A 21,808-nucleotide genomic window follows, 5' to 3' on the forward strand; every position below is an offset into this window, starting at 1 on the left:
GGAAACCAGAAGATGACATTCAAAATGATGAAATCACTCGCATCCATGATCACATTGACGTTGGCCGTTTCGGTGGGGTGTGGTGGGACTGAAAGTGAAAGCGAAAACGTCGTGGAATCGGCGGTCGGATCGACGGTTGATTCCGCATTCGTTTCCGACACCGAGCCCGCCGGTGCCGTTCCCGTTGGCACCGCACGCGAGTCGGTGGAGAACGACGAACAAGTGACCCTGGTTGGAAAAATCGGTGGCTCGCAACAACCGTTCGTCGATGGACTGGCCGCCTTCACGATCGTAGATCCCAAAGTTCCGCATTGTTCTTCCGACGAAGGCTGCCCGACACCTTGGGATTACTGCTGCACGATGAATCAAGTCAAAGACAATATCGCGACCGTCAAGATGGTTGATGAATCCGGCGCACCGGTAGCCAGTGACGCTAAGTCGTTGTTAGGCGTGAAAGAGCTTTCCACTGTCGTCGTCACCGGTTCCGCCAAGCGCGACAGCGAGGGCAACTTGACTGTCGCGGCAACCAAAGTGTTTGTTCGTCCGGGCGAGTAAAAAATGAATCAACCACCACTCGATCTCAGTCAATTGGCCATCGATCGTCAAGTTGGTAAAAACGAACTCGACGACAGCATGGTCGCATCGGGTCGGCAGAACTCAAGATATCCACGTCGCACGTCAAAGTGGGTGTCGCGTGTGTTGCTACCCGGAGCGATCTTGACAGGGTTTGTTGTCATGCTGGCGATGACCGCCGGACGACAATTGCTGCCTAAGACGGCCGTGTCGGTGACCCCGGTGATCGTTAGACGAGGTGAAGCTCCTCGTTCAGCAACGCCGTTGTTTCAAGCTGCCGGTTGGATCGAACCACGCCCCACGTCCGTCAGCGTCCCTTCGTTGGCGTCCGGCGTGATCGAAGAATTGATGGTGATCGAAGGACAATTGGTTGAAAAAGAGGAGGTGATCGCACGACTGATCGATGTCGATGCCGAAATCGCCATCGATCAGGCTAAAGCAAGGTTGGCGCTCCGGGAAAGTGAATGTCAACGAGCCGAGGCAGAACTTCGGGCCGCTCGCGCACGCTTGGAAAAGCCGTTGCATTTGAAGACACCGTTGACCGAAGCGCAAAGCTTGCTCGCGAAGGCCCTGACCGAACGTGAAACATTGCCATTTGAGATTCAAACCGCTCAAGCCAATGTCGACTACACACGCAGTAGTCTTGAAGGCAAGCAAGATGCCGGGGCTGCGATCGCCACAGTTGTGATTCGACAAGCCCAACGGGATTTTGCCGCGGCAAAATCAAAATTGGAAGAGCGACGCACCCGCGGGATAAATCTTGATCGCGAAATCGAAGCCTTACGCGCACGCCTCGAAGTCCTTTCGGAGCAACTTGAATTGCTGATCGAAGAACGACGGCAAGTCGCGGAGGCAGAAGCGAACGTCGGATCCGCTCATGCGGTTCGTGATGAAGCCAAACTTGAGCTCAAGCTTGCCGAACTGACCCTTCAGCGAACCAAGATTCGTGCCCCCATCAGTGGGCGCATCTTGCAACTGGTTGCGTTGCCCGGCACACGCGTATCGGGACTGCAACAAAGTTCAGGACACCAGTCGAGCACGGTGGTTGAAATGTACGATCCTAGTCGTTTGCAAGTACGTGCCGACGTTCGATTAGAGGATCTACCACTGGTGACACCGGGAGCACCGGTCAAAATCGAAACCGCCTCGTCGAAAGAGTCGATCGAGGGCCGTGTCCTGCAACCGACCAGTTCGGCAAACATTCAAAAGAATACGCTGGAAGTCAAAGTCGAGATTCTCGCCCCGCCAGAAACGCTACGGCCGGAAATGTTGGTGACGGCGACTTTTCTGGCACCTGAGTTAGTTAACCGTACGGAACCACTCGCCGACGCGCGACAGATCTTTGTCCCAAAATCCTTGGTTCGATCTGGCGACGAGGGGGACTTTGTTTGGATCGTCGATAGCGAAAACAAAGCGATCCGCCGCGTGGTCGAAACCGGAGCGTCTGGTGACGACGGTTTGATCTTGGTGACGTCGGGGTTGATGGTGACCGACAAGCTGATCAGCTCGCACGTCGAGACGATTCGCGACGGGGCCTACGTGACGCTTCGCGGTGAAGACCTACAATTAGGAGTCGAGTAGCAATGCCATTAGTCGAACTACGTCGGGTAAGTAAACGATTCACCAAAGGGGACGAGACCATCGTACCTTTGGACGATGTTTCGCTTTCGATTCAGGAAGGTGAGTTTGTTTCTCTGATGGGCCCCAGCGGGACGGGAAAGAGCACGCTGCTCAATTTGGTCAGCGGGATCGATCGACCGGACGCCGGTGAGATCGAAGTTGCCGGAACAGAGATCACCAATTTGTCGAGAAGCCGGTTAGCCGATTGGCGTGCGACCAATTTGGGTTACATCTTTCAAACACACAATTTGATCCCGGTTTTAACCGCATATGAGAACGTCGAACTGCCCACGCTGCTGCTAAAGCTCTCTGCATCTGAACGTCGTCAACGTGTCGAATTAGCTCTCGAAGCCGTCGGGCTTTCTGATCGGGCGGATCATTATCCGCGACAACTCTCCGGTGGACAAGAACAACGGGTTGGAATCGCGAGGGCAATCGTAGCCCACCCGAAAGTCGTCGTCGCTGATGAACCGACCGGCAGTCTTGACGGAACAACGAGTGCCCAAGTTCAACAATTGCTGCAACGCCTCAATCAAGAACTGGGGATTACCTTGCTGATGGTTACCCACGACTCAGAAGTTGCGAGGATCGCGACAAGACAATTGACACTGGATCGTGGCAAGTTCCTCGAAGCCGTGACGATGACTTAGCCCGGGAAAGTTTTGAAAGGAGTGCTTCGTCAAAACCAAAGCTTTCGGTTCGCTTGTCAACCGAAGGCGTTAGCCACGGATACTGGAACGAAACCGCTGTTACCCAAAATCGGCGGCTCAAACCATTCGGCTAAACCTCGTGTCACTGGGTTGCGAAATACGAGGCGTTGTGCTTCACCAATTTGCAAGACACTGAATGGTTCTCAAACGCGAATCCTGACGCAACTCGATTAGTGCCCACCTCACTCGAGTGCGTCACTTCAAAAAGTGAATGCGATGTGGAAGTATGTTCTTAAGACGTTGTGGCGACACCGAAGTCGGACGCTATTGACCGTTTCTGGTTCGATGGTGGCGATGTTCGTGTTCTGCTTCGTCGGTGCCGTCCAGCACGGATTGGATCGATTGACAAGTGGCGCCGAAGCGGATCGAAACTTAATTGTTTTTCAAGAGAATCGATTCTGCCCCACGAGCAGTCGACTGCCGGAAGACTATGCGCGGCAAATTAAAAAGATCGACGGTGTCAATGAAGTCATGCCCATTCAAGTATGGACAAACAATTGCCGTGCCAGCCTGGACATTGTCGTTTTCAACGGGGCGTCTCCCGAACAGGTTCGAGCGACGCGGCCCTTGAAGTTACAGGACGGATCATGGCAGGTATTCTATTCTCGTCGCGACGCGGCAATCGTTGGAAAGAACGTGGCCAAACGCCGCGGGCTCGATGTTGGCGATCAATTTTCGATCGGTGATCTTTCGGTGCATGTTGCGGGAATCTTTTCCTCGGAGGTTCCGTCCGAAGAAAACCTGATTTACACCGGTCTGGAGTTTTTGCAGTACACACGCGGAGTCGACGCGGCGGGATTGGTGACACAGCTCGAAGTTTCTCTCGCCGACACTGCCGATCCCGATGTGGTCGCTTCCGAAATCGATCTTCGCCTTCGCGCCGGCCCAGTTGCGACGAAAACCCGGCGCAAAGGCGCGTTCCAAGCCAGCACGTTGTCGGACTTGGTCGACCTGATAGGATTTGCCCACTACCTCGGCTATGCCTGCATCGGTTTGGTGCTTTCGTTGGTTGCGACAACAACCGTGATGAGTGTCCAAGATCGAATTCAGGAATACGCGGTTTTACAAACGATCGGTGTCCGGCCGCTACGAACGATGCGGCTCGTATTGGCGGAAAGTATCCTGTTGTGTTTTGCGGGCGGATCGATCGGGACCGTGATCGCGATGCTTACGCTGGCAACCGCAGGATTGGCGATCGGTGCCGAAGGTGCGACGATCGCATTTCGTCCCTCGGCGGAACTGATGGTTCAAAGTATCGTCGTCTCAGTCTTCGTCGGCGCGATCGCTGGTTTCGCCCCCGCAGTTCAAGCGGCAACGGTACCGATCGCGACGGCTCTACAAAAAGAATAGGTGCACCCAAGACCAGAATGGCCAGACCGTAGACGCCAACCCGGCTATATGACCGGACCATCGCGATGTTCGGGTGAATTCATCAACCAACGCTGCACATAACTAAACAAGCTTTCGCCGACTTGCATTTCGTCCCCGGTCACGACATCGGCACCGGCCGTTTTAAAATCATCGCGATAAGCTTCGTAACGCGTTCGGACGATGATGTGGACGTGGGGAGCGCGGCAGCGGATGGTATTAAGTATCAACAACGCCGACTTGTGATGTGGGATCGTGATCACAACCACCTGACACTCCGCCAGTCGAGCATGCTCGATGACCTCGGTTTGTGTCGCATCACCGATCTCGGCGTGGAATCCGAGTTGCTTTGCCTTTCTCACCCCAGCCTGATTGAGGTCCAGTACCAGTACCTTGATATCCCGATCGATCAATCCTTGAGAGGCGATTTGACCGGCCGGACCAAAACCGATGATCGCAACGTCCGGAGGATCTGGCCGTTGATTTGTTCCGGCCAACGGAGTTCCCGACGTCCCAAATCGCTGAGCGATCCAGTTGCCAAACTGGGGTGCGACAGGCACCAACATCGCACTCAGAAAGAACGAAACGATCGCCGCGGAGACGACCATCCCATACGTCGATTCCGAAACCACTCCACCAGACCTGCCGATCGCCCCGAGAACGAATGCGAACTCGCCGATTTGGGCTAAACATAAACCAGTCGCGGCGGCGACGCGGGTGGTTTGACCGAGCAGCACAAAGATCACCCAGATCACCGCCAACTTGCCAACGATGATCAATGCCACGACCAACGCGACCCAGTGCGCGTGGGTCACAATCCAAATCGGATCCGCGACCATGCCGGCCGAACTAAAAAACAGCGTCAGCAAAACCACTTGCAGGGGGGCGACGTCGGCGCGTACTTGAGTCGCGAATGCCGAACTTCCCAAGAGCATTCCGGCGACGAAAGCTCCCAACGCCGGCGAGATCCCAACGGCATGGGACGCCCAGGCGGCCCCTAGCCCGGTGACGACGGCAAAGATCGCGGTCAGTTCACGATTGCGATGCAATGTCAGCGTGCCCAACGCGATCACCGCGACTTTGTTCAATGCAAACAAGCCTAGGATTAGACCGGCTGCCATCAAGATTAACTTGATAACGTTCCAAGCGATCTCGCCCGAATCACCTTCGCCTCCAAGGATCGTCATCAATAGCGCGAGTGGAACGACAGCCATGTCCTGGGTCAGCAAAACCCCCAAGCTATTGTTTCCATGGGGCATCTCAATTTCGCTGCGTTCCATCAAAATACGCAGCACAACCGCCGTACTGCTCAAGGCAATCATGGTCCCGAACGCGATCGCCTCACGGACCGACATGCCAAAGAGTTTTGCCCCCGCGAATCCCAAAAAAATCGTGAGTACGACTTGGGCGCCCCCCCCAAGTATCGGTTTCGTGCCAAGTTTTTTCAGACGGGTGACGGAGAATTCCAGACCTAAGCTGAACAGCAGAAGCGCAACCCCCAGCTCGGCGATCGCTTCGATCTCATGCTCCGATCCAACGGCGTGAATGCTTCCCGGTCCGCCAAGCAGCATGCCTGCGAGCAAATAACCAACGATCGGGCTTTGCCCAAAGCGAGAGAACGCCCCACCGATCAGCAATGACGCTCCGAGAAGCACCACTACGTCTTGCAAAATTGTCCACAGGTCCACTGCTGTCTCCGCGATAAACCTCCCCGAAAACCATCAGTCGGATATGCCGCCCCACGATTAGCGCCGTCGTCGTCGGCTCGCGTACTCGGGTGCATCCGTATCGGGTCAGTTCTTAAATCATCATCGAATTTTTGGAAATCATCGCTGGCGGGGACACCGCCGATGAAAATGTAGATGATGGGACAGGTCGAACGCTATCCAGTGACTGCAATTCTTATTGCTGGCTGAAGGTCAATCCGCGTAGCGAATCGTCTCCGCTACCATCGATCACCGCGTTCAGTGCGCCGGTCAATAGATAGCCGTCGATCTTTGCCTTGGCAATCGCCAAATCACCACGAGATTGGACGTAGGATAAATTCGTATCGAAATACGTTCGGCGAGTGACGAGCAATTGAATGAAATCTTGCTCTCCGGCACGGTAAGCTTCTTCGGCAAGATCGACAGATTGCTGCGCGGCGGGAAGTAGTTCCCCCGAGTACATCTTTACCGCTTCGGCAGCTCTTTCGTATTCGCCAGCCGCTTCGGCCAATCGCGACCGGATCGCGTGATCAACCCGTTCGGCTTCCTGAATTGCACGACAATACTCTGCCTTGGCCGCGGCGATGTTTCCCTGGTTTTTGTTGAACACAGGAATCGGCGCACCCGCCTGAACATTGATTAAGCCATGACCACCGGTGGCGTAGTCGACACCGGTGCCGACCTGGAACATCAAGTTTGGCAGTGGCTGGGCTTCGTGTCGACGGACGGCCAACGAGGCTTGACGGATACGAGCGTGAGCGGCGGAATACTCTGGGCTTGAAGCGACAATCGTATCGGCCAGCGATACCCAATCAAGCATCTCAGGTTCCGCCGGTAAGTTGTCTTGGGTGACCCCCGTTAACACTCGATTAGGAGTCCCACAGACGGCGGCGATCTGACGTAGCGTGGCTCGCAACGTCGCCGATTTTTGCTGACGGTCGAGTTCAAGTTGTTTTAGCTGAACTCGCGTTTGAAGCACGTCGATTCGTGTGCCTTCGCCGACTTCATAGCGTTTTTCGGCAAGCTCGACCCCACGTTCGAGCTGTCTTGCGAATGCGGTGATCAATTCGAGCTGTTGTTGCAATTGGACGCTGTCGTAAAACAACGTTTTCAGATCGGTGGTGACCCGCATCTTTTGCGCTTCGAGCTCTTGCAGTTGTGCCCGCAGGGCTTCGTTCAGTACGGCGCGATTGAGTTGCAGCTTGTTGCCGGTGACGATTTCTTGATCGATGAAGATCAAGTGCTGGTCCGTACCCTTATCGGCAAGTTGTTGCCCTTGGTAACCGACGATCGGGTTGGCATAAAGCGAGACCTGCGTGCGATATCCTGCCGCCTTCTGTGTGGTGGCCGCCAGTTCGGCAATCGCGGGATTACGTCTGAACGCGACCGCGATCAACTCATCTAACGAGGCGACGCTTTGATCGAACGTTGCAACGTTCGCTTCGTCGAATTCAATCGGCTGGGGATCACTGACACCATCCATCACCGAGTGATTCGACGGCGTGGCCTGTTGAGCAAGTAGATCGGAAAACGGTGATTCTTTTTCGTCGGAGTAATTTGTCAATCGAATCTTGGCGACATCCTCATCGGTGGTCTCGCCGGTAACCTTCGCTGCGCTCGGCACTCCGCCCGTGTCCGGTGAATGGAAGCCGCGTATTGCGTTGGCTTGTGCTAGGTTAGTCCGCACGTCGGTCGTTGGCGACACGACCGAAGAAGTTCGGCCCGTGGGCATCATGCCGCAGCCAGAGCAAAGGCAAACCAACCCACCGGCCATCAGTTTCGTAACGTTGCGTTTCATTCGAATTCATCCGTGAATCATCTTTGAATTGAAAAGGTCCTCGTCCAAGATAGGCACTTGCTGGACGGCTAAACCTGCAACACCAAAGGGCTCGAACAGGAAAGGCGAAGTCGAAGAGGCGGTGGGTGTGGATTTCTTCTTGAACCGACCGCTGGCAAGACAATGCTCCGAAGGGCACCGTTCGCGACGGAATGGGTCGCGACAGAAGAACATGTGAGTTGAAACGTAACCGCGGGCTGAGCCGGGGTGGCTGGCGAAGACAAACAACGAGGGCATCTCCCGTTGCAGTGACCTTCATCATGCCCATGCGAACAATACGATCCACGCAACGATTTCGTATCAGCATTCGACAAACGCATTAGACGCATTGACTTTGAAGTGCACCGATGTGCCACACTGCCATGATCGCTATGGCCGAGCGTTCTACAGTTGGACGATCGCGCGAAACAATGCGCGCTGTGATGACACGGCACCGCTTGCATAGGAAAGCAGCCGACGACCAACGTGACTGCCAGCAGGCGTACGAGCGTCTGGTTCTGAATCGGTGGTGCCATCGCATTCTATCGAGGTCGAACGGTCTACAGGTCGGTCGGATAGCCTGAATCGCCGTGTGTCGCGGGCTGTCTTCTTGAATGGCCGAAGGCCCCGGCGACTTTCGCTTCGGCCCGACCCCAATTCCGAATCGCGTGTTTCGCCACAATTAAGAACGTCGGGCATGATCCGTCAGTCCCGGTGACTGTGGAACAGTCGACGTCATCGGCCAAACGTCATGTGAATATCAACCGAACTACCGAAGGGACAATTCGGGTTTGCGGCTCGCGCAGAATCCCTTCTCGCAACGATTTCACGAACACCAATCGGGGCGCTCGAGATCTATTCCATCAAACTCCAAGATTGACTAGTGGATTGATCGGTCGATCGCTTGTCCGGGATGCAACGGAAGCGAGGAATGTCGGGGATTTCACTGCGATTGCCAGATCAGCAGTTCCGGTTGTTCCAGTTCCTTTGGGGAGAATTGCCCGATCACGCGAAAGAAACTTCCAGTTGCGAAATCGAGCTTTCCGTCGCCGTTGAAATCACCTTTGATGACAGACAGGTGGTCGTGAAACTGACCTTCCAAGCGAGAGGGCGTATAACTTCCGTCATCGTTACAGGTATACAGCACCAGCGGTGAAGAACCTTGCTTGACCCAGCCAACCGAGACGTCTCGGGGAAGCAATGCGACGGCGACCACATCCATGTCACCGTCGGAATCAAAGTCACCTGCGGTTGCATTGAGCACCCCGGGCATTAAACCGATCTCGTGGCGTTTCATCGGAAGCCGGCCTTCGTTTTCAAGCCACTGAACGGAGTGGAACGGCTTGGCACCACGATCGAAGGAATCTCCGTTGGTATACAGAATGTCGAAGTCTTGATCACCATCCATGTCGACGATCTCGATTCCGCTAGAACCATAAGCTGGATCGGGAGCCGCCCAGATCAATTCGTTAGCGAAGTTGCCTTGACCGTCGTTGCGAAACAATTCAACACGTTCATGCTCTTGACTGATCAACGCAATAAAGTCGAGATCACCGTCGCTATCAAAATCAATCGGTGGCAGATGGACCGTTCCGTGTCGAGGATCGACCTCCTTGGACTCAAACGTAGGCACCCCGTTTACATCGTTACCTTGGTTGACCAGCAAGAAAACATGACCGCTATTTCGCCAACCAAATGTAGCGCATAGCACATCCATGTCGCCGTCATTATCAAAGTCACCGGCGCGAATGTCCGACGGGCGGCTCAGGCCTTCGACCAGCACATGGGTTTTGAACGTTTCGTCCTCTTGAGCTTGCAGCCAGATCATTCGGCCGAGGTCACTATCAGCGGCGTTGAATTCACCAATGTCAGCGACCAACAAGTCACGTCTTCCATCACCGTCCAAATCACAGACATCAATGTGCACCGGTTGAAGAAGCGTCGCTAAACGCTTGATGGCACCATCGCTTCGGTTGGGCCAGTAGGCATTCACTGTTCCCAAACCGATATCGCAGTACAAGATCGCGTGCCCCGGCGATGAAGGCAGTTGCAGATCAAACCAGCCAAGGTGCGTGACCCCCGGTGGGCGGCTGCGTTCGCGAGAGACTTCCGAGCGTTGGTGAGGAAGCGTCGCGGGGGGATAGTTCAATGTCGACGGAAGCGGAAGAGTAAGTTTGTCCGGGGCTTGCAGTTTGAAATACCGTTCAACGTTGATTTGATCAGGCACGTCTAAGTCGGTGCGCCCCGTTTGACGATAGAGATCGAATCCCTGAATGATCTCCATTTCCCATTCGTCCGCCGGAGAACTGGTTGGCCTTGGCATCGCATGGCAGTCCGAACAAAACGCCTTGACTTTGGGGCCGACCGCGTTGATCAATTCAAGTTTGTCACTTGTCAATGCATTCGCCGAGCCTTCGGGCGTCTGCCGAGCGTAGTTGGAGCAACCGACCAGTCCGCCCAAGGTCAAGACACAAAAAACAATTCCGCCGGTCAGACTTGGTGAATACCGCCAACCGAATCGCCAAAACATCGGTTGACTCGTCAGACGACGTCGCACTCTGGGGTAGAATGGGAGGCTCAAATGATCGATCTCTTTAGTCACTAAACTTGATTTAATTGACGGTTTCGTACGCGTGAATGTCTCCAAAGCTCTTCTTATCTTACGTCAACGCCGTGAATTCGTCTTGTCGCTTCTTGCGATTGTGGCATTCGCCTTGATTCCGTCCGGCTGCGACAAAAACGGGCCCGATGCCGGGGGGCAAAATCAAGGTCAAACCGGTGTCGGACCAAAGTATGTCAATCCCGAAGGAAGTCTCAAAATTGCCTCCCGGAACCGCAACTGGACAGAAGCTTTTGCGGCGGCTGAATACTTGGCCGACCAGTCAAGAGCCGATCAGACAGGCCTCGGTGAACTTACCCCCGAAGTTCTCGTGTTGATGGCCCGTGCCGCCCATGAAGTCGGGCAATCGGACACTTCGACGCAGTGGCTAATGGCAGCCTGCGAGAACGAATCGTACCGCAGTGCCACGCGCGTTCGCCAAGCGATGATTGCGATGATCGGTGTCGGCCGGTTTCATGAAGGCTTGGCGATGCTCGAAGCCGCCGTCAAAGCCAACCCCGATCAACATGAAACCCGTCGCTGGTTGTTTGATTTTTATATCGGCGCCGAAGACCGCGTCGCGGCACTGAAACATGGCCGTTACCTGGTCCGCCACCGAAAAATTGATGTCGAGTTGTTGCAATCGATCAGCAATACCGAACGACGGTTTCTCGACCCCACCCCGCTCGCAGAAATGATGGAGCGAAATCCTGAGGACAAGCGCCCGTTGATGGGGGGGGCCAAGCAAGCCTTTGATCAAAGTCGCTTCGAAGAAACCGTCAAGACCCTTCGAGAAATCACCGCAGCCCACCCGGACTACTTACCGGCACAGGCGCTCCTGGGGCAATCGCTTAGCGCGGCTGGCCGAATCAACGAGCTCCGACAATGGGCGGCATCTCAGCCCGCAGGCATCGAAGACTATCCCGGTTACTGGATTGCCTTGGGCGATTGGTCACGGGCCAACAACGATCAGGACGGCGCACTGCGAGCGTTCGCCGAAGCGGCGATCAGTCAAGATCCCGATGTCGTACAAGTCTGGACACGTCTCGCGACACTGCTCGCCGCCGCCCGAAACGAACTCTCCGATGTCGATGACGAAGTGGTCGAAGCGGTCAACCGTCGAGCACAAATGCTTGGCCGATTGCAGCAACTCAAAGATCGCTTCACGCGAACGGGCGGTATCTCGCGGTCCATTGTCATCGACCTAGCCAAAACACTCGAGCAGCTCGGACGCCTTTGGGAAGCGGAGGCATGGGCATCGATCGCGACCACCCTCCCCGAAGATGAATCGGTGGATGTCGACGGTTATCGCATGTCGCTAGTCCGGCGTCTTCGACAAGAGACGCCGTGGCAGTTGCCATCCGAATTTCCGCCGATGTCACAGCTCGCACAAAATCGTCCGTTGCCGGCGATCGAAAGCGTGGTATCGGCAAAGTCAACGCGAATCGTTCCAAGCTCAGACGACAAGACAGATACCAACCTCAGTCAACACGACTCACCCTGGCGGCTCGATGACGAAGCGGAGCAACGTGGGCTTCGCTTTTGGGGACGAACCGCCGATACGCTAGACCAACCCGGCATCATGCTTTACCAAACGCTTGGTTGTGGTGGCGGAACGATCGATTTTGATCTTGACGGGAACAGCGACCTTTACCTTGTCACGGCCGGCGGGACGCCTCCCGCGTCCGACAGCAAGCCGAACGAGCTGTTTCGTAATTTGGACGGGCAATTTGTTCCTGCCGGGACGACGTCACTGAGCAACGATCGTGGCTTCGGGCAAGGTGTCGCCGTTGGCGATGTCAATGAAGATGGTTTTGCCGACCTTCTCATTCTCAACTATGGCCCCAACCGTCTGCTAATCAACCAAGGCGACGGTACTTTCATTGATGCGAATGATCGATTGCCACAAGAACCAAACGACGAATGGTCCAGCAGCGCGGCGATCGCCGATTTGGATCACGATGGGATCTCCGACATTATCGTCGTCAATTATTGCGCAACGCTCGATCCGGTGACAAAATCATGTTCCGTTGACGGAACGGAAATGGTTCGGTCATGCTCTCCGGTGATGTTCGCAGCCCAGCCAGATCGCTTCTTGCAAAACGATGGTACGGGACGCTTTATCAACGCGACGGAACAATGGGAAGCAACTTCAAACGACCCCGGACGAGGACTCGGTATTGTCGTCGGTGACCTCGATGGCAGCGCTGGAAACGAAGTGTTCATTGCCAATGACATGACGGCCAACCACTACTGGAGTTCTGTTTCTCAAGCTTCTCCATCGAAAACGGAAGATGTATCTGATTTCGCACTGCGCGAGTCTGCGATGCTGCGTGGACTTGGCGGTGACGATCGAGGCATTCCGATGGGGTCGATGGGCATCGCGACTGCCGACCTCGATCGCGACGGTGACCTTGATCTGTATGTGACCAACTTTTCTAAAGAAACGAACACGTTGCACATGCAAACCGCCGGCGGGGTTTGGCAAGACCGAACCAGCGCGGCCGGACTTGTCGAAGACACCCGTCCGTTGGTGGCGTTTGGGACCGAGGCGATCGACTTGGAAAACGACGGGAGCCTCGAATTGGTCGTCACGAATGGGCACGTCGACTTGTTTTCTCGGGGGAGCGAGAAAGCGATGTACGATCAACCGGCGCAGATCTTTCAAAGAGGTGAATCCGGTCGTTATTCCAACGGCGCTCGCGACTCGATCGGGCAGTACTTTGCCAAGACACATGTCGGCCGCGGCCTTTGGACAATCGACGTTAACCGAGACGGTTTACTCGACTTCGCCGTCACTCACCAAACCGAACCGACCGCACTGATCGTCAATCAAGGGTCATCGGATCATGATTGGGTACGATTGATTCTCAAAGGAACACGATCTTCGCGCGACGCCATCGGCGCGACTGTGAAAATCAAAGCCGGTGAAACCGTTTTCACTGCGTTTCGACTTGCCGGTGACGGGTATCAGTGCAGTAACGATCCCGCCATTCATGTCGGACTCGGTCAACTTGACCAAACCGAAGTCGAAGTCGAGATCGTGTGGCCCGACGGGACCGTTGAGTCGTACCCCGGCATACCCGCCGGAACAGAAACGGTCCTGGTTCAGCATCCCGAAGAACCGGTTCAGTAGCGCGAAGAACCAGCCGGGCGGAACTGACGGCGACGTCAACAAAAAACTTCTCATTGATCAGTCACGTGTTCACTTTCGCCGAGACAACGAGATGGACTTTCGTAGCGGATGGGTACAAGCCGCTAGATCGGATGTGGCAAACGAGGCGTCAATTCGTTTCATGCTTCGCTTAGGCTTGCAGAGCATGTCACAAGCCAGGCTGGCCTAGGTGTCTGAGTTCGGCCCCATTGAGAGCGAAGGGAGAGGTGCCTTCCGTTGCTTGTTGGCACCTCAACATAGCGTCGGCCAAACCAAATCTCGGTCGCCGCTAAGTGGCTGTTTTTGAACCACTTAGATGACTGACCGATGCCCCGATCTTTATGCGCAAATTCAAGGAATCGCAAGGCAATGAGACAAGACAGTCTCCTAATGTCGACCCATGATGTCGACGTGCGGTGCCCGATCGTAGGCTGATCACACCGTATGTAGAGGCGGACCGAAACGCATGAGTTCCCAGCTCATGTAAACCTTCATCATCGAGTCGGATCGATCAACGATCGGCTTTATGTGAACGATCAACTTTCACTTCGGATCACCTCATGGCTCAATCCAGAAATCGAAACCACGGTTTCACTCTTGTTGAATTGCTCGTCGTAATCGCCATCATTGGCGTTCTTGTCGGCTTACTGTTGCCGGCCGTTCAAGCGGCTCGTGAAGCCGCCCGACGCATGAGTTGCAGCAACAACTTCAAGCAGATCGGACTCGCAGTTCACAACTACCATTCTGCTTATAAGGCAATGCCGACGCACGGCAGCGGAACTGACGATGGATCAGACTCGTTGTTCAACTCGTACTGGTACCAACAGAGTGATGCTTACAACTGCAAGATGCTGAGCGTTTTTGTCGGGCTGACACCGTTCTTCGAACAGCAAGGATTGTGGGATCAGATATCCAATCCGATGGACTATGATTCAGACGGTGTGATCGACTTCCCTTCAATGGGGCCGTCCAACGAAGAAGTCAACTACGCACCTTGGTCGACCGAAATCCCGATGCTGCGATGCCCGAGTGACCCCGGTGTTGGCCTTCCAGCACTAGGACGCACCAACTATGCGGTCAGCCTTGGCGATGCCGGATTCGAGCTCCAGTTCGGCAACCTTTCGGTCTGGCTTCATCCCGAAGCCGAACAGTCCGCACAATCCAATGCCTCCCATCGCGGCGCATTTGTTTTGCACCGACAATTAAAGTTCCGGGATGTCATTGACGGACTTTCTAACACCATTTGTATGGGCGAAATCCTCACCGACCTGGGCGACAACGACGTGCGAACGATGCCGCTGAATTCATCCGGTGGTGCGAACCCCATCGAAAACCCCAGCCATTGTCGCGAACTGGGATTCATCGATCCCGAACGCCCCGGTTTCTGGGGCCCCGCGGCTCCGGCGCGAGCAGCGGACACGAATACCCGCGGTGCCCGATGGGCCTCAGCTTGGAATCCATTCACGGCCTTTAATACCATCCTGCCACCTAACCGCGAGTTTTGCACGTCGACCAATTGGGCCAATGCCGAGGTCTTCCCGGCAGCAAGTCGTCACCAAGGCGGCGTTCACATTCTGCTTTGTGATGGTTCGGTTCAGTTCGTAACCGACTCAATCGAGGCGGGGAATTCGAACAACCCCGTCGTCCGTCGTGCCGCCGACGGAGGAACCGCGAACTACTTACCGGGAAACCCAAGTCCCTACGGATTGTGGGGCGCACTCGGGACCCGCGCCGGCCGCGAGGTCATCGATCAAGCGTTGTAATTCTTTCGATGACAGTTTCTTCAGCTACGGCGCAGCGGGTTAATTTTCGCTGCGCCTGAAATCTCTTTAATAACCAATCATGCGGAGAACCGTTTTCATGCAATGGATTCAATCGATGTCAAAGGGATACGTCACTCATCCCTTCCCTCCTTCACGCCTGCGACACACATTGATCGTCGGGCTCTTCACGGCGGTCTTCGCCGGTTGCGGAAGCTCGGGGGCAACAAACGTCGCCGAGAACGCCGATGAAGAAGCGGTCACGGCGTACAAAGAAATGGTCGAAAAGGACGCCCAGTCGATGGCCCCTCCGGTTCGCTAATCGATTACTTCCGACCACGTCGGTGCTATCGACGGGGCTGCAGATGGATGAGGGGCAAGACGCACCATAAGGAGACGTCCAACACGTTTTCCTTATGCCTCCACCTTGACCACACCTTAACTCGAACGTGTCGCTTGGTACGTCGCACGATACTCGCGCGGGGACAAACCCGTTGCTTGCTTGAACTGCCGCGTGAAAGCGCTCTGGTCTGAATAGCCGACATCGAGCGCGATCGTCGCGATCGATTTGTCGGTCTGTTGTAATCGACGTTGGGCGACGTCGATTTTGAGTTGAATGATCCACTGTCCCGTTGTCAGGCCAAACACGCGTCGCATTCGGCGATCGAGTTGATAACGGGACATGTTGGCGATCGTCGCCATGTCACTGACCGAAACCGATCTTGCAGTGTGCATCCTGGCATAGTTGATCGCGTCGGCAAGATGTTGAAATTCATCGGTGTCAACGTCAGGGATCTTGACGTCTTGAGAGACGCCGACCAACCCGACGATTGTCCCATCGGATTCACGTAGCGGCATCTTGGTCGTCAAACACCAACCGGTTTCTAAAGTCGGATAGACATGGAGTTCGAGTTGTGAGGTCAAGGTCTGTCCCGAGGCTAACACCCGGTCATCTTGTTCTTCATAGCGTTCTCCGAGCGGTGGACGCAGTAGCTGCGTCGGTCGCTTGCCGATCAAATCAGATTTATGTTTCTTGCCGCACCGGCTGACAAGCGTTTGGTTGACAACGACATACTGGCCGCCGTCGTTTTTGACGAAAAAAACGACGTCATGCAGGTGGTCGAAAAGCTCTTCGCCGGTAAACGGCTGGCCGAGTCGATTGAATAGGTCGGGGATCATCTCTGTGCGGCGAAAATTATGCGCATTTTCAAGTTGTAGGCACACTAGGGGTAAAGAAATCACCTAGCTCTTGATCGACAATGGCTGTCCTTCAAGCCGAACCGCATCGAGCCCTTCGGCAGCCTTTGTTTTACCGGCAGCAAGACTTTGATGCTGCCTCGAATGTGGAGATTGCCGTGACGGGAGAGCGAAACGTCTTTCAAGGTTGTATTCCGGCGTTGATGACGCCGTGCAGTGACCAAGGTGAACCGCTGTGGGATGCCTTGGTAGCCCACGGGAAGCGGTTGATCGGTCAGGGGATGACCGCGGTCGTCTACTGCGGATCGATGGGGGACTGGCCGCTACTGACAGACCAACAACGGCAAACGGGCGTCAAGGCACTTGTCGACGCCGGTGTTCCCGTCGTCGTCGGCACCGGCGCACAAAGTCCACGCCAAGCCGCCGATCATGCCGCACACGCGCAGCAAGTCGGTGCTGCCGGCTTAATGGTCATCCCCCGTGTCCTTTCCCGAGGCAGCTCGATCGCGGCACAGCGACATCACTTCGCGGCCATCCTGAACGCTGCCCCCGACTTGCCGGCCGTCATCTACAACAGTCCCTATTACGGCTATCAAACCCGCGCCGATCTGTTCTTCGAACTTCGACGCGAGTTCTCCAATCTGGTGGGTTTCAAAGAGTTTGGTGGTGCGGAGTCACTCACGTATGCCGCCGAGAACATTACCAGCGGCGATCCGACTTTGTCTTTGATGGTCGGCGTCGACACCCAAGTCTTGCACGGTTTTTTTAACTGCGGCGCCGTCGGGGCGATCACCGGTGTCGGCAATGCGTTACCCAAACAAGTGCTGCGTTTGGTCGAACTGAGTCAGAAGGCTGCCGGTGGCGATGCCGCCTCGCTTCGCTTGGCCACAGAATTGGAATCGGCCCTCGCCGTGCTCTCGAAGTTTGATGAAGGTCCCGATCTGGTTCTGTACTACAAACGATTGATGGTTTTGGAGGGGCACGTAGAGTTCGAACACCATTTCAATCCGACCGACAAGCTTTCCATGAGTCAACAAGCGTTTCTCGAAGATCAGTGGAGTCAGTTTAAAACGTGGTGGGGTCACTGGGAGGGAGCCGCCTAATGCGACAGTATGATCGGTCGATCGAGTACATCGATACACATACCGAAGGCGAACCGACGCGCATCGTGATCGCCGGTTGCCCCTTCGGAGATGAACTTCCGCCGCGAGACCTTGTCAAACGGTTGTCGCAGCAGGCGGATTGGTTTCGTTCACGTGTCGCCGAAGAACCTCGCGGACACGAAGCCATGGTTGGCGCCGTGCTTTGCGAACCAGCGGACCCGAACTGTGAAGCCGGTGTCGTTTTCTTTAACAACTGTGGCTACCTCGGAATGTGTGGTCACGGAGCCATCGGTGTCGCGATCGCACTGGAGTACATGGGGCGGATCCGCCCGGGGATCCATCAGCTCGAAACTCCCGTCGGTAGCATAACGATTAACCTGCATTCAGATTCTCAAGTCGAAATCAAGAACGTCCCCAGCTACCGATATCAAAACGACGTACGCGTGGATGTCGACGGTATCGGAGAGATCTGCGGTGACATCGCTTGGGGTGGTAATTGGTTTTTCCTGACCCAATCGCCATGTTACCAATTGATTACCGAAAACCTGGCAAGGCTGACCGATGACGCGCTGCGAATTCGTACGGCATTAGAGAGTCAGGGAATCACCGGGGAAGGCGGTGCGTTGATCGATCATGTCGAATTCTTCGGTCCAACTCAAACCGCCGGGGCACACAGCCGAAACTTTGTGCTCTGTCCGGGTGGAGCGTATGACCGATCACCCTGCGGGACCGGAACGAGTGCCAAACTTGCTTGCTTGGCTGCCGACGGACGTTGGGCTGCCGGTCAGGATTGGATTCAAGAAAGCATCATCGGTAGTCAATTCGTCGCTTCGTATGAACTAGTCGATGAGAGGGCATCGGTTCACGCAAACGCGATCGTGCCAACGATCCGTGGCCGTGCATTTGTTTGTAACGAAGGTAGGATCGTCGTGCAAAATGGTGACCCGTTCGCACACGGTTTGTTTTCCAAACCAACGGTTCTGGGGGACGTCGGATGACTTTCAACGGATCGCAAAGCGTTCTTGTCATCGGCGGTGGCATCATCGGTGTATCGTGTGCCCATTACTTGAGTGAAGCCGGCTACAGCGTCACCGTGATCGACCGCAGTCGAATTGGTAGCGGATGTTCGCACGCCAACTGTGGTTACATCTGCCCCAGTCATGTGTTGCCACTGACCGAACCCGGCGCGATCGGCATCGCTTTGAAGTCGTTGTTCAATCGCAATGCGCCGTTCCGCATTCAACCACGATTTTCACCAGCATTATTTCGCTGGATGGCGGAGTTCGCCCGACGCTGTCGACACCGACCGATGATCGAAGCGGGAAAACACTTGCAAGCGATCCTTGAGTCTTCGATGCATGAGTACCGCCGGTTAGTGTCCGAACATGTGATTGATGGGCAATGGAAAAATAACGGCTTACTGTATGTTTTTCAAACCGACGCCGCGTTCGCAAAGTTTCAGCACGCATGTGACCTGATTCGCGAAAACTTTGGTGTCGAAGCAAAAACGTTAGCCGGGGATGTATTGCCAACTTTTGATCCCGCATTGCGTCGTGGACTCGCCGGCGCGTGTTATTACCCCGATGATTCGAGTGTCCGTCCCGATCAGTTGCTTTCCCAGTGGGTGGATCGACTTCGTGAGCGCGGCGTACGATTCGTGGAAAGCTGTGAGCTGCGTTCGCTCCGACGTGAACGTGGTCGAGGCCGAGGAGCGATGACGACTGACGGTGATTATGCCGCCGATCATTATGTCATCGCGACCGGCGCATGGAGCCCCAAGCTTTCGCAAACACTGGGGTGTCACCTACCGATCGAACCGGGCAAAGGCTACTCCGTTACGATGAGTCGCCCTAATCCATGTCCCACGCATCCGATGTTGTTCCCCGAACACAAAGTCGGCGTGACTCCGTTTGATGATGGCTACCGACTGGGGTCGATGATGGAATTTGTCGGCTACGATTCGTCGATCCCTCCGCGGCGAATCGAACAACTAAAACGCTCTGCAGAGCCTTATCTGATCCAGCCACACACTCCGGAAATCCGCGAAACCTGGTACGGATGGCGGCCAATGACATGGGACAGCCTGCCCATCATTGGACGGGTACCGGGACTGGACAATGTGTTCTTTGCAACGGGGCACAACATGCTAGGCGTCAGCTTGGCGACCGCGACGGGACGCTTGATCAGCGAATTGGTTTCCGAGGAGAAACCACACCTGGACATTCATGCGTTTTCACCCTCCCGCTTTTAGAGGAAGCGATCGATGACAATCGTCCGGCGAGTCTCCTCGCAATTCTTGATACTGTGCGTCGGCATCGGTGCGTTGATCGATTCGGCGCATTGCCAAGAGGCGTCGATACAAACATCATCATCACCGCCGAACGTTCTGTTCATCGCGATGGATGACTTGAACGACTGGATCGGAGTCCTCGGGGGACATCCCCAGACGATCACGCCGAATTTGGATCGACTTGCCAATTCGAGTGTCCTGTTCGACAACGCGCACTGCACCGCCCCCGCATGTAACCCATCACGGACCGCGATCTTCACAGGACAGTCGCCTCATCGCACAGGCGTCTACAGCAACTTGCAGAAGATGCGTGACGTGTTACCCAAAGCGGAACTGCTACCAAAGGTTTTCTCGCGACATGGATACCATGCGTCCGGCTCCGGTAAACTGTTGCACTACTTCATCGATGCGGCCTCCTGGGACGAATATTTTCCAGCGGCCGAAACGGAGAATCCTTTTCCTCGCACGTTAATGCCCAAGTCGAGGCCGGTCAGTCTGCCGCGCGGCGGTCCCTGGCAGTATGTTGAAACCGATTGGGGGCCACTCGACGCTTCCGACGAGCAAGCCGGTGGTGATTACTTAGTTGCCAAATGGGTCGGCGAACAACTGCAACAACCGCGAGATGGGAAACCGTTCTTTTTAGCGTGCGGGATCTACCGTCCCCACGAACCTTGGTTCGTCCCGCAAAAGTATTTCGACCCTTTTCCAATCGAATCGATTCAATTGCCGCCGGGATACAAAGCGGACGACTTGGAAGATTTGCCAACGCCTGCAAGAAGTCTCGCGCGAAATCGATACTTCGCACACATCGTCGAACAGCATCAATGGAAGCAGGCGATCCAGGGATACTTGGCTTCCATCCACTATGCCGACGCGATGTTGGGCAACATCCTCGATGCACTCCAGCGCAGTCCCCACGCAGACAACACCGTCGTCGTCCTGTGGTCCGATCATGGCTGGCACCTAGGCGAAAAAGAGCACTGGCAAAAATACACCGCGTGGCGAGCTTGCACACGAGTTCCGCTCATGATTCAAGTTCCCGAAGGCACCCCCGGTCTACCTCGTGGAACGACAGCAAGTCGCTGCAGCGAGCCCGTTAATCTATTAAGTCTCGCACCGACCTTGCTTGACCTCTGTGGCTTGCCGGCCGAACCTGTTCACGACGGGCCAAGCTTGGTTCCGTTGCTGAACGATCCCCATGCCCAATGGAATCATGTGTCGGTCACGTTTTTACAGCGGCCGGGAAGTTTTGGACTGAGTTCCAAACGCTGGCGACTGGTGCACTATGCCAACGGCGATGAGGAACTGTACGACATCGCCACCGACCCTTACGAGTGGAACAACCTGGCATCCGATCCGAGTCTGGATTCGCTACGCAATCGGCTGCGGGCGAAGGCCCCGGCTGATTTTGCGCCATCACCCAAACCGACGTTTGATGCGTTGACCGAATTGACTTGGCAACCCCTCAATGACGAGCTCGCCCCCGCATCCAATCCCAGTGGCAGTCGTTTCGACATTGTATTCCTGAATCGTACCGACCAAACGGTGAAGCTGTGGTGGATGTCACCGCAGGGAAAGCCAGTGCCTTACGAAACGATCGCAAAGGGAAAACGTTTGCGGCGACAGACTCGCCCTGGTGCCGTCTGGATGATCCGCGACGCCGACGATGAAAACCTGGGGTACTTTCGCGTGGATGACCGTACCGCCAAGGCAATTGTCCCCCAGTAACGCTGTCCCCCAGCGGCGCTGCGCAATTTCCACCGCGCCAACCGAACTGACGCCTTTCCGCTAAATGCTTGAGCGTTGAAATGGCGGCCACTACACTGCACTCCCCTGACGGGGTACGTTCAACCGCTCTTTTGGGCCACAAGCGTAACCGCAGGTCGATGGACATTCTTCCCAGCAAGAGAGC

The 21,808-nt window shown here is 55.3% G+C and carries 15 protein-coding genes; 11 read left to right on the forward strand and 4 right to left on the reverse strand.

Features of this window, described 5'->3' with window-relative positions; genetic code table 11:
- Positions 1-12: 12 nt before the first annotated feature.
- The 4 genes from FYC48_RS01215 (at position 13) to FYC48_RS01230 (ending at position 4,253) form a co-directional block, all read left to right on the forward strand.
- A complete protein-coding gene (locus FYC48_RS01215) occupies positions 13-555 on the forward strand; it encodes a hypothetical protein (RefSeq protein WP_230775328.1) in 543 nt (180 codons plus the stop codon).
- A 3-nt stretch (positions 556-558) separates the two neighbouring features.
- Positions 559-2,154, forward strand: a complete 1,596-nt coding sequence (locus tag FYC48_RS01220) for an efflux RND transporter periplasmic adaptor subunit (RefSeq protein ID WP_149494884.1) — start codon at positions 559-561, stop codon at positions 2,152-2,154.
- Positions 2,155-2,156: 2 nt separating this feature from the next.
- Entirely contained in the window at positions 2,157-2,843 is a 687-nt protein-coding gene (locus tag FYC48_RS01225) for an ABC transporter ATP-binding protein (protein WP_149494885.1), read from the forward strand.
- A gap of 276 nt (positions 2,844-3,119) precedes the next feature.
- Positions 3,120-4,253, forward strand: coding sequence for an ABC transporter permease (locus tag FYC48_RS01230; protein WP_149494886.1), 1,134 nt, complete (start codon positions 3,120-3,122; stop codon positions 4,251-4,253).
- 44 nt (positions 4,254-4,297) lie between these two features.
- Here the strand turns inward: FYC48_RS01230 and FYC48_RS01235 are convergent, their stop codons facing one another.
- The 3 genes from FYC48_RS01235 to FYC48_RS01245 all read right to left on the reverse strand — a co-directional run bounded on the left by FYC48_RS01235 (position 4,298) and on the right by FYC48_RS01245 (position 10,323).
- Positions 4,298-5,959 (reverse strand): cation:proton antiporter, encoded by a 1,662-nt coding sequence (locus FYC48_RS01235; protein WP_149494887.1) that lies wholly within the window; start codon positions 5,957-5,959, stop codon positions 4,298-4,300.
- 214 nt (positions 5,960-6,173) lie between these two features.
- The gene (locus FYC48_RS01240; RefSeq protein WP_149494888.1) at positions 6,174-7,775 is read right to left on the reverse strand and encodes a TolC family protein; all 1,602 of its coding nucleotides are present in this window, start codon (positions 7,773-7,775) and stop codon (positions 6,174-6,176) included.
- A 961-nt stretch (positions 7,776-8,736) separates the two neighbouring features.
- Entirely contained in the window at positions 8,737-10,323 is a 1,587-nt protein-coding gene (locus FYC48_RS01245) for an FG-GAP repeat domain-containing protein (RefSeq protein WP_149494889.1), read from the reverse strand.
- A 103-nt stretch (positions 10,324-10,426) separates the two neighbouring features.
- Here FYC48_RS01245 and FYC48_RS01250 point away from each other — a divergent pair, with 103 nt between their 5' ends.
- The 3 genes from FYC48_RS01250 to FYC48_RS01260 all read left to right on the forward strand — a co-directional run bounded on the left by FYC48_RS01250 (position 10,427) and on the right by FYC48_RS01260 (position 15,628).
- Positions 10,427-13,528, forward strand: coding sequence for an FG-GAP-like repeat-containing protein (locus FYC48_RS01250; RefSeq protein ID WP_149494890.1), 3,102 nt, complete (start codon positions 10,427-10,429; stop codon positions 13,526-13,528).
- Positions 13,529-14,106: 578 nt separating this feature from the next.
- Positions 14,107-15,309, forward strand: a complete 1,203-nt coding sequence (locus FYC48_RS01255) for a DUF1559 domain-containing protein (RefSeq protein ID WP_149494891.1) — start codon at positions 14,107-14,109, stop codon at positions 15,307-15,309.
- Positions 15,310-15,388: 79 nt separating this feature from the next.
- Positions 15,389-15,628 carry a hypothetical protein gene (locus tag FYC48_RS01260; protein WP_160149264.1) on the forward strand — a complete coding sequence of 80 codons (240 nt, stop codon included), beginning with the start codon at positions 15,389-15,391 and terminating at the stop codon, positions 15,626-15,628.
- Positions 15,629-15,744: 116 nt separating this feature from the next.
- On the opposite strand, the gene FYC48_RS01265 is transcribed toward FYC48_RS01260, so the two are convergent.
- Complete coding sequence (locus FYC48_RS01265) at positions 15,745-16,485, reverse strand: AraC family transcriptional regulator (protein ID WP_149495772.1); 741 nt, start codon at positions 16,483-16,485, stop codon at positions 15,745-15,747.
- Positions 16,486-16,565: 80 nt separating this feature from the next.
- Here FYC48_RS01265 and FYC48_RS01270 point away from each other — a divergent pair, with 80 nt between their 5' ends.
- From FYC48_RS01270 to FYC48_RS01285, 4 genes are read left to right on the forward strand one after another with little or no spacing between them, the layout of a single operon-like run.
- On the forward strand, positions 16,566-17,606 hold the full coding sequence (locus tag FYC48_RS01270; protein ID WP_200836510.1) for a dihydrodipicolinate synthase family protein: 1,041 nt from the start codon (positions 16,566-16,568) through the stop codon (positions 17,604-17,606).
- Entirely contained in the window at positions 17,606-18,604 is a 999-nt protein-coding gene (locus FYC48_RS01275; RefSeq protein ID WP_149494893.1) for a proline racemase family protein, read from the forward strand. The genes FYC48_RS01270 and FYC48_RS01275 overlap by 1 nt, the downstream gene beginning before the upstream one ends.
- Positions 18,601-19,857 (forward strand): NAD(P)/FAD-dependent oxidoreductase, encoded by a 1,257-nt coding sequence (locus FYC48_RS01280; protein WP_149494894.1) that lies wholly within the window; start codon positions 18,601-18,603, stop codon positions 19,855-19,857. The genes FYC48_RS01275 and FYC48_RS01280 overlap by 4 nt, the downstream gene beginning before the upstream one ends.
- A gap of 12 nt (positions 19,858-19,869) precedes the next feature.
- Positions 19,870-21,624, forward strand: coding sequence for a sulfatase-like hydrolase/transferase (locus FYC48_RS01285; protein ID WP_149494895.1), 1,755 nt, complete (start codon positions 19,870-19,872; stop codon positions 21,622-21,624).
- Positions 21,625-21,808: the final 184 nt, after the last annotated feature.

The organism is Roseiconus lacunae (assembly GCF_008312935.1).
Taxonomy (GTDB): Bacteria; Planctomycetota; Planctomycetia; order Pirellulales; family Pirellulaceae; genus Stieleria; species Stieleria lacunae.

Coding starts and splice junctions, on each gene's coding strand:
- FYC48_RS01215 (WP_230775328.1), top strand. CDS start 13: ATGACATTCAAAATGATGAAATCACTCGCATCCATGATCACATTGACG.
- FYC48_RS01220 (WP_149494884.1), top strand. CDS start 559: ATGAATCAACCACCACTCGATCTCAGTCAATTGGCCATCGATCGTCAA.
- FYC48_RS01225 (WP_149494885.1), top strand. CDS start 2,157: ATGCCATTAGTCGAACTACGTCGGGTAAGTAAACGATTCACCAAAGGG.
- FYC48_RS01230 (WP_149494886.1), top strand. CDS start 3,120: ATGTGGAAGTATGTTCTTAAGACGTTGTGGCGACACCGAAGTCGGACG.
- FYC48_RS01240 (WP_149494888.1), bottom strand. CDS start 7,775: ATGAAACGCAACGTTACGAAACTGATGGCCGGTGGGTTGGTTTGCCTT.
- FYC48_RS01245 (WP_149494889.1), bottom strand. CDS start 10,323: ATGTTTTGGCGATTCGGTTGGCGGTATTCACCAAGTCTGACCGGCGGA.
- FYC48_RS01255 (WP_149494891.1), top strand. CDS start 14,107: ATGGCTCAATCCAGAAATCGAAACCACGGTTTCACTCTTGTTGAATTG.
- FYC48_RS01260 (WP_160149264.1), top strand. CDS start 15,389: ATGCGGAGAACCGTTTTCATGCAATGGATTCAATCGATGTCAAAGGGA.
- FYC48_RS01265 (WP_149495772.1), bottom strand. CDS start 16,485: ATGATCCCCGACCTATTCAATCGACTCGGCCAGCCGTTTACCGGCGAA.
- FYC48_RS01270 (WP_200836510.1), top strand. CDS start 16,566: ATGGCTGTCCTTCAAGCCGAACCGCATCGAGCCCTTCGGCAGCCTTTG.
- FYC48_RS01275 (WP_149494893.1), top strand. CDS start 17,606: ATGCGACAGTATGATCGGTCGATCGAGTACATCGATACACATACCGAA.
- FYC48_RS01280 (WP_149494894.1), top strand. CDS start 18,601: ATGACTTTCAACGGATCGCAAAGCGTTCTTGTCATCGGCGGTGGCATC.
- FYC48_RS01285 (WP_149494895.1), top strand. CDS start 19,870: ATGACAATCGTCCGGCGAGTCTCCTCGCAATTCTTGATACTGTGCGTC.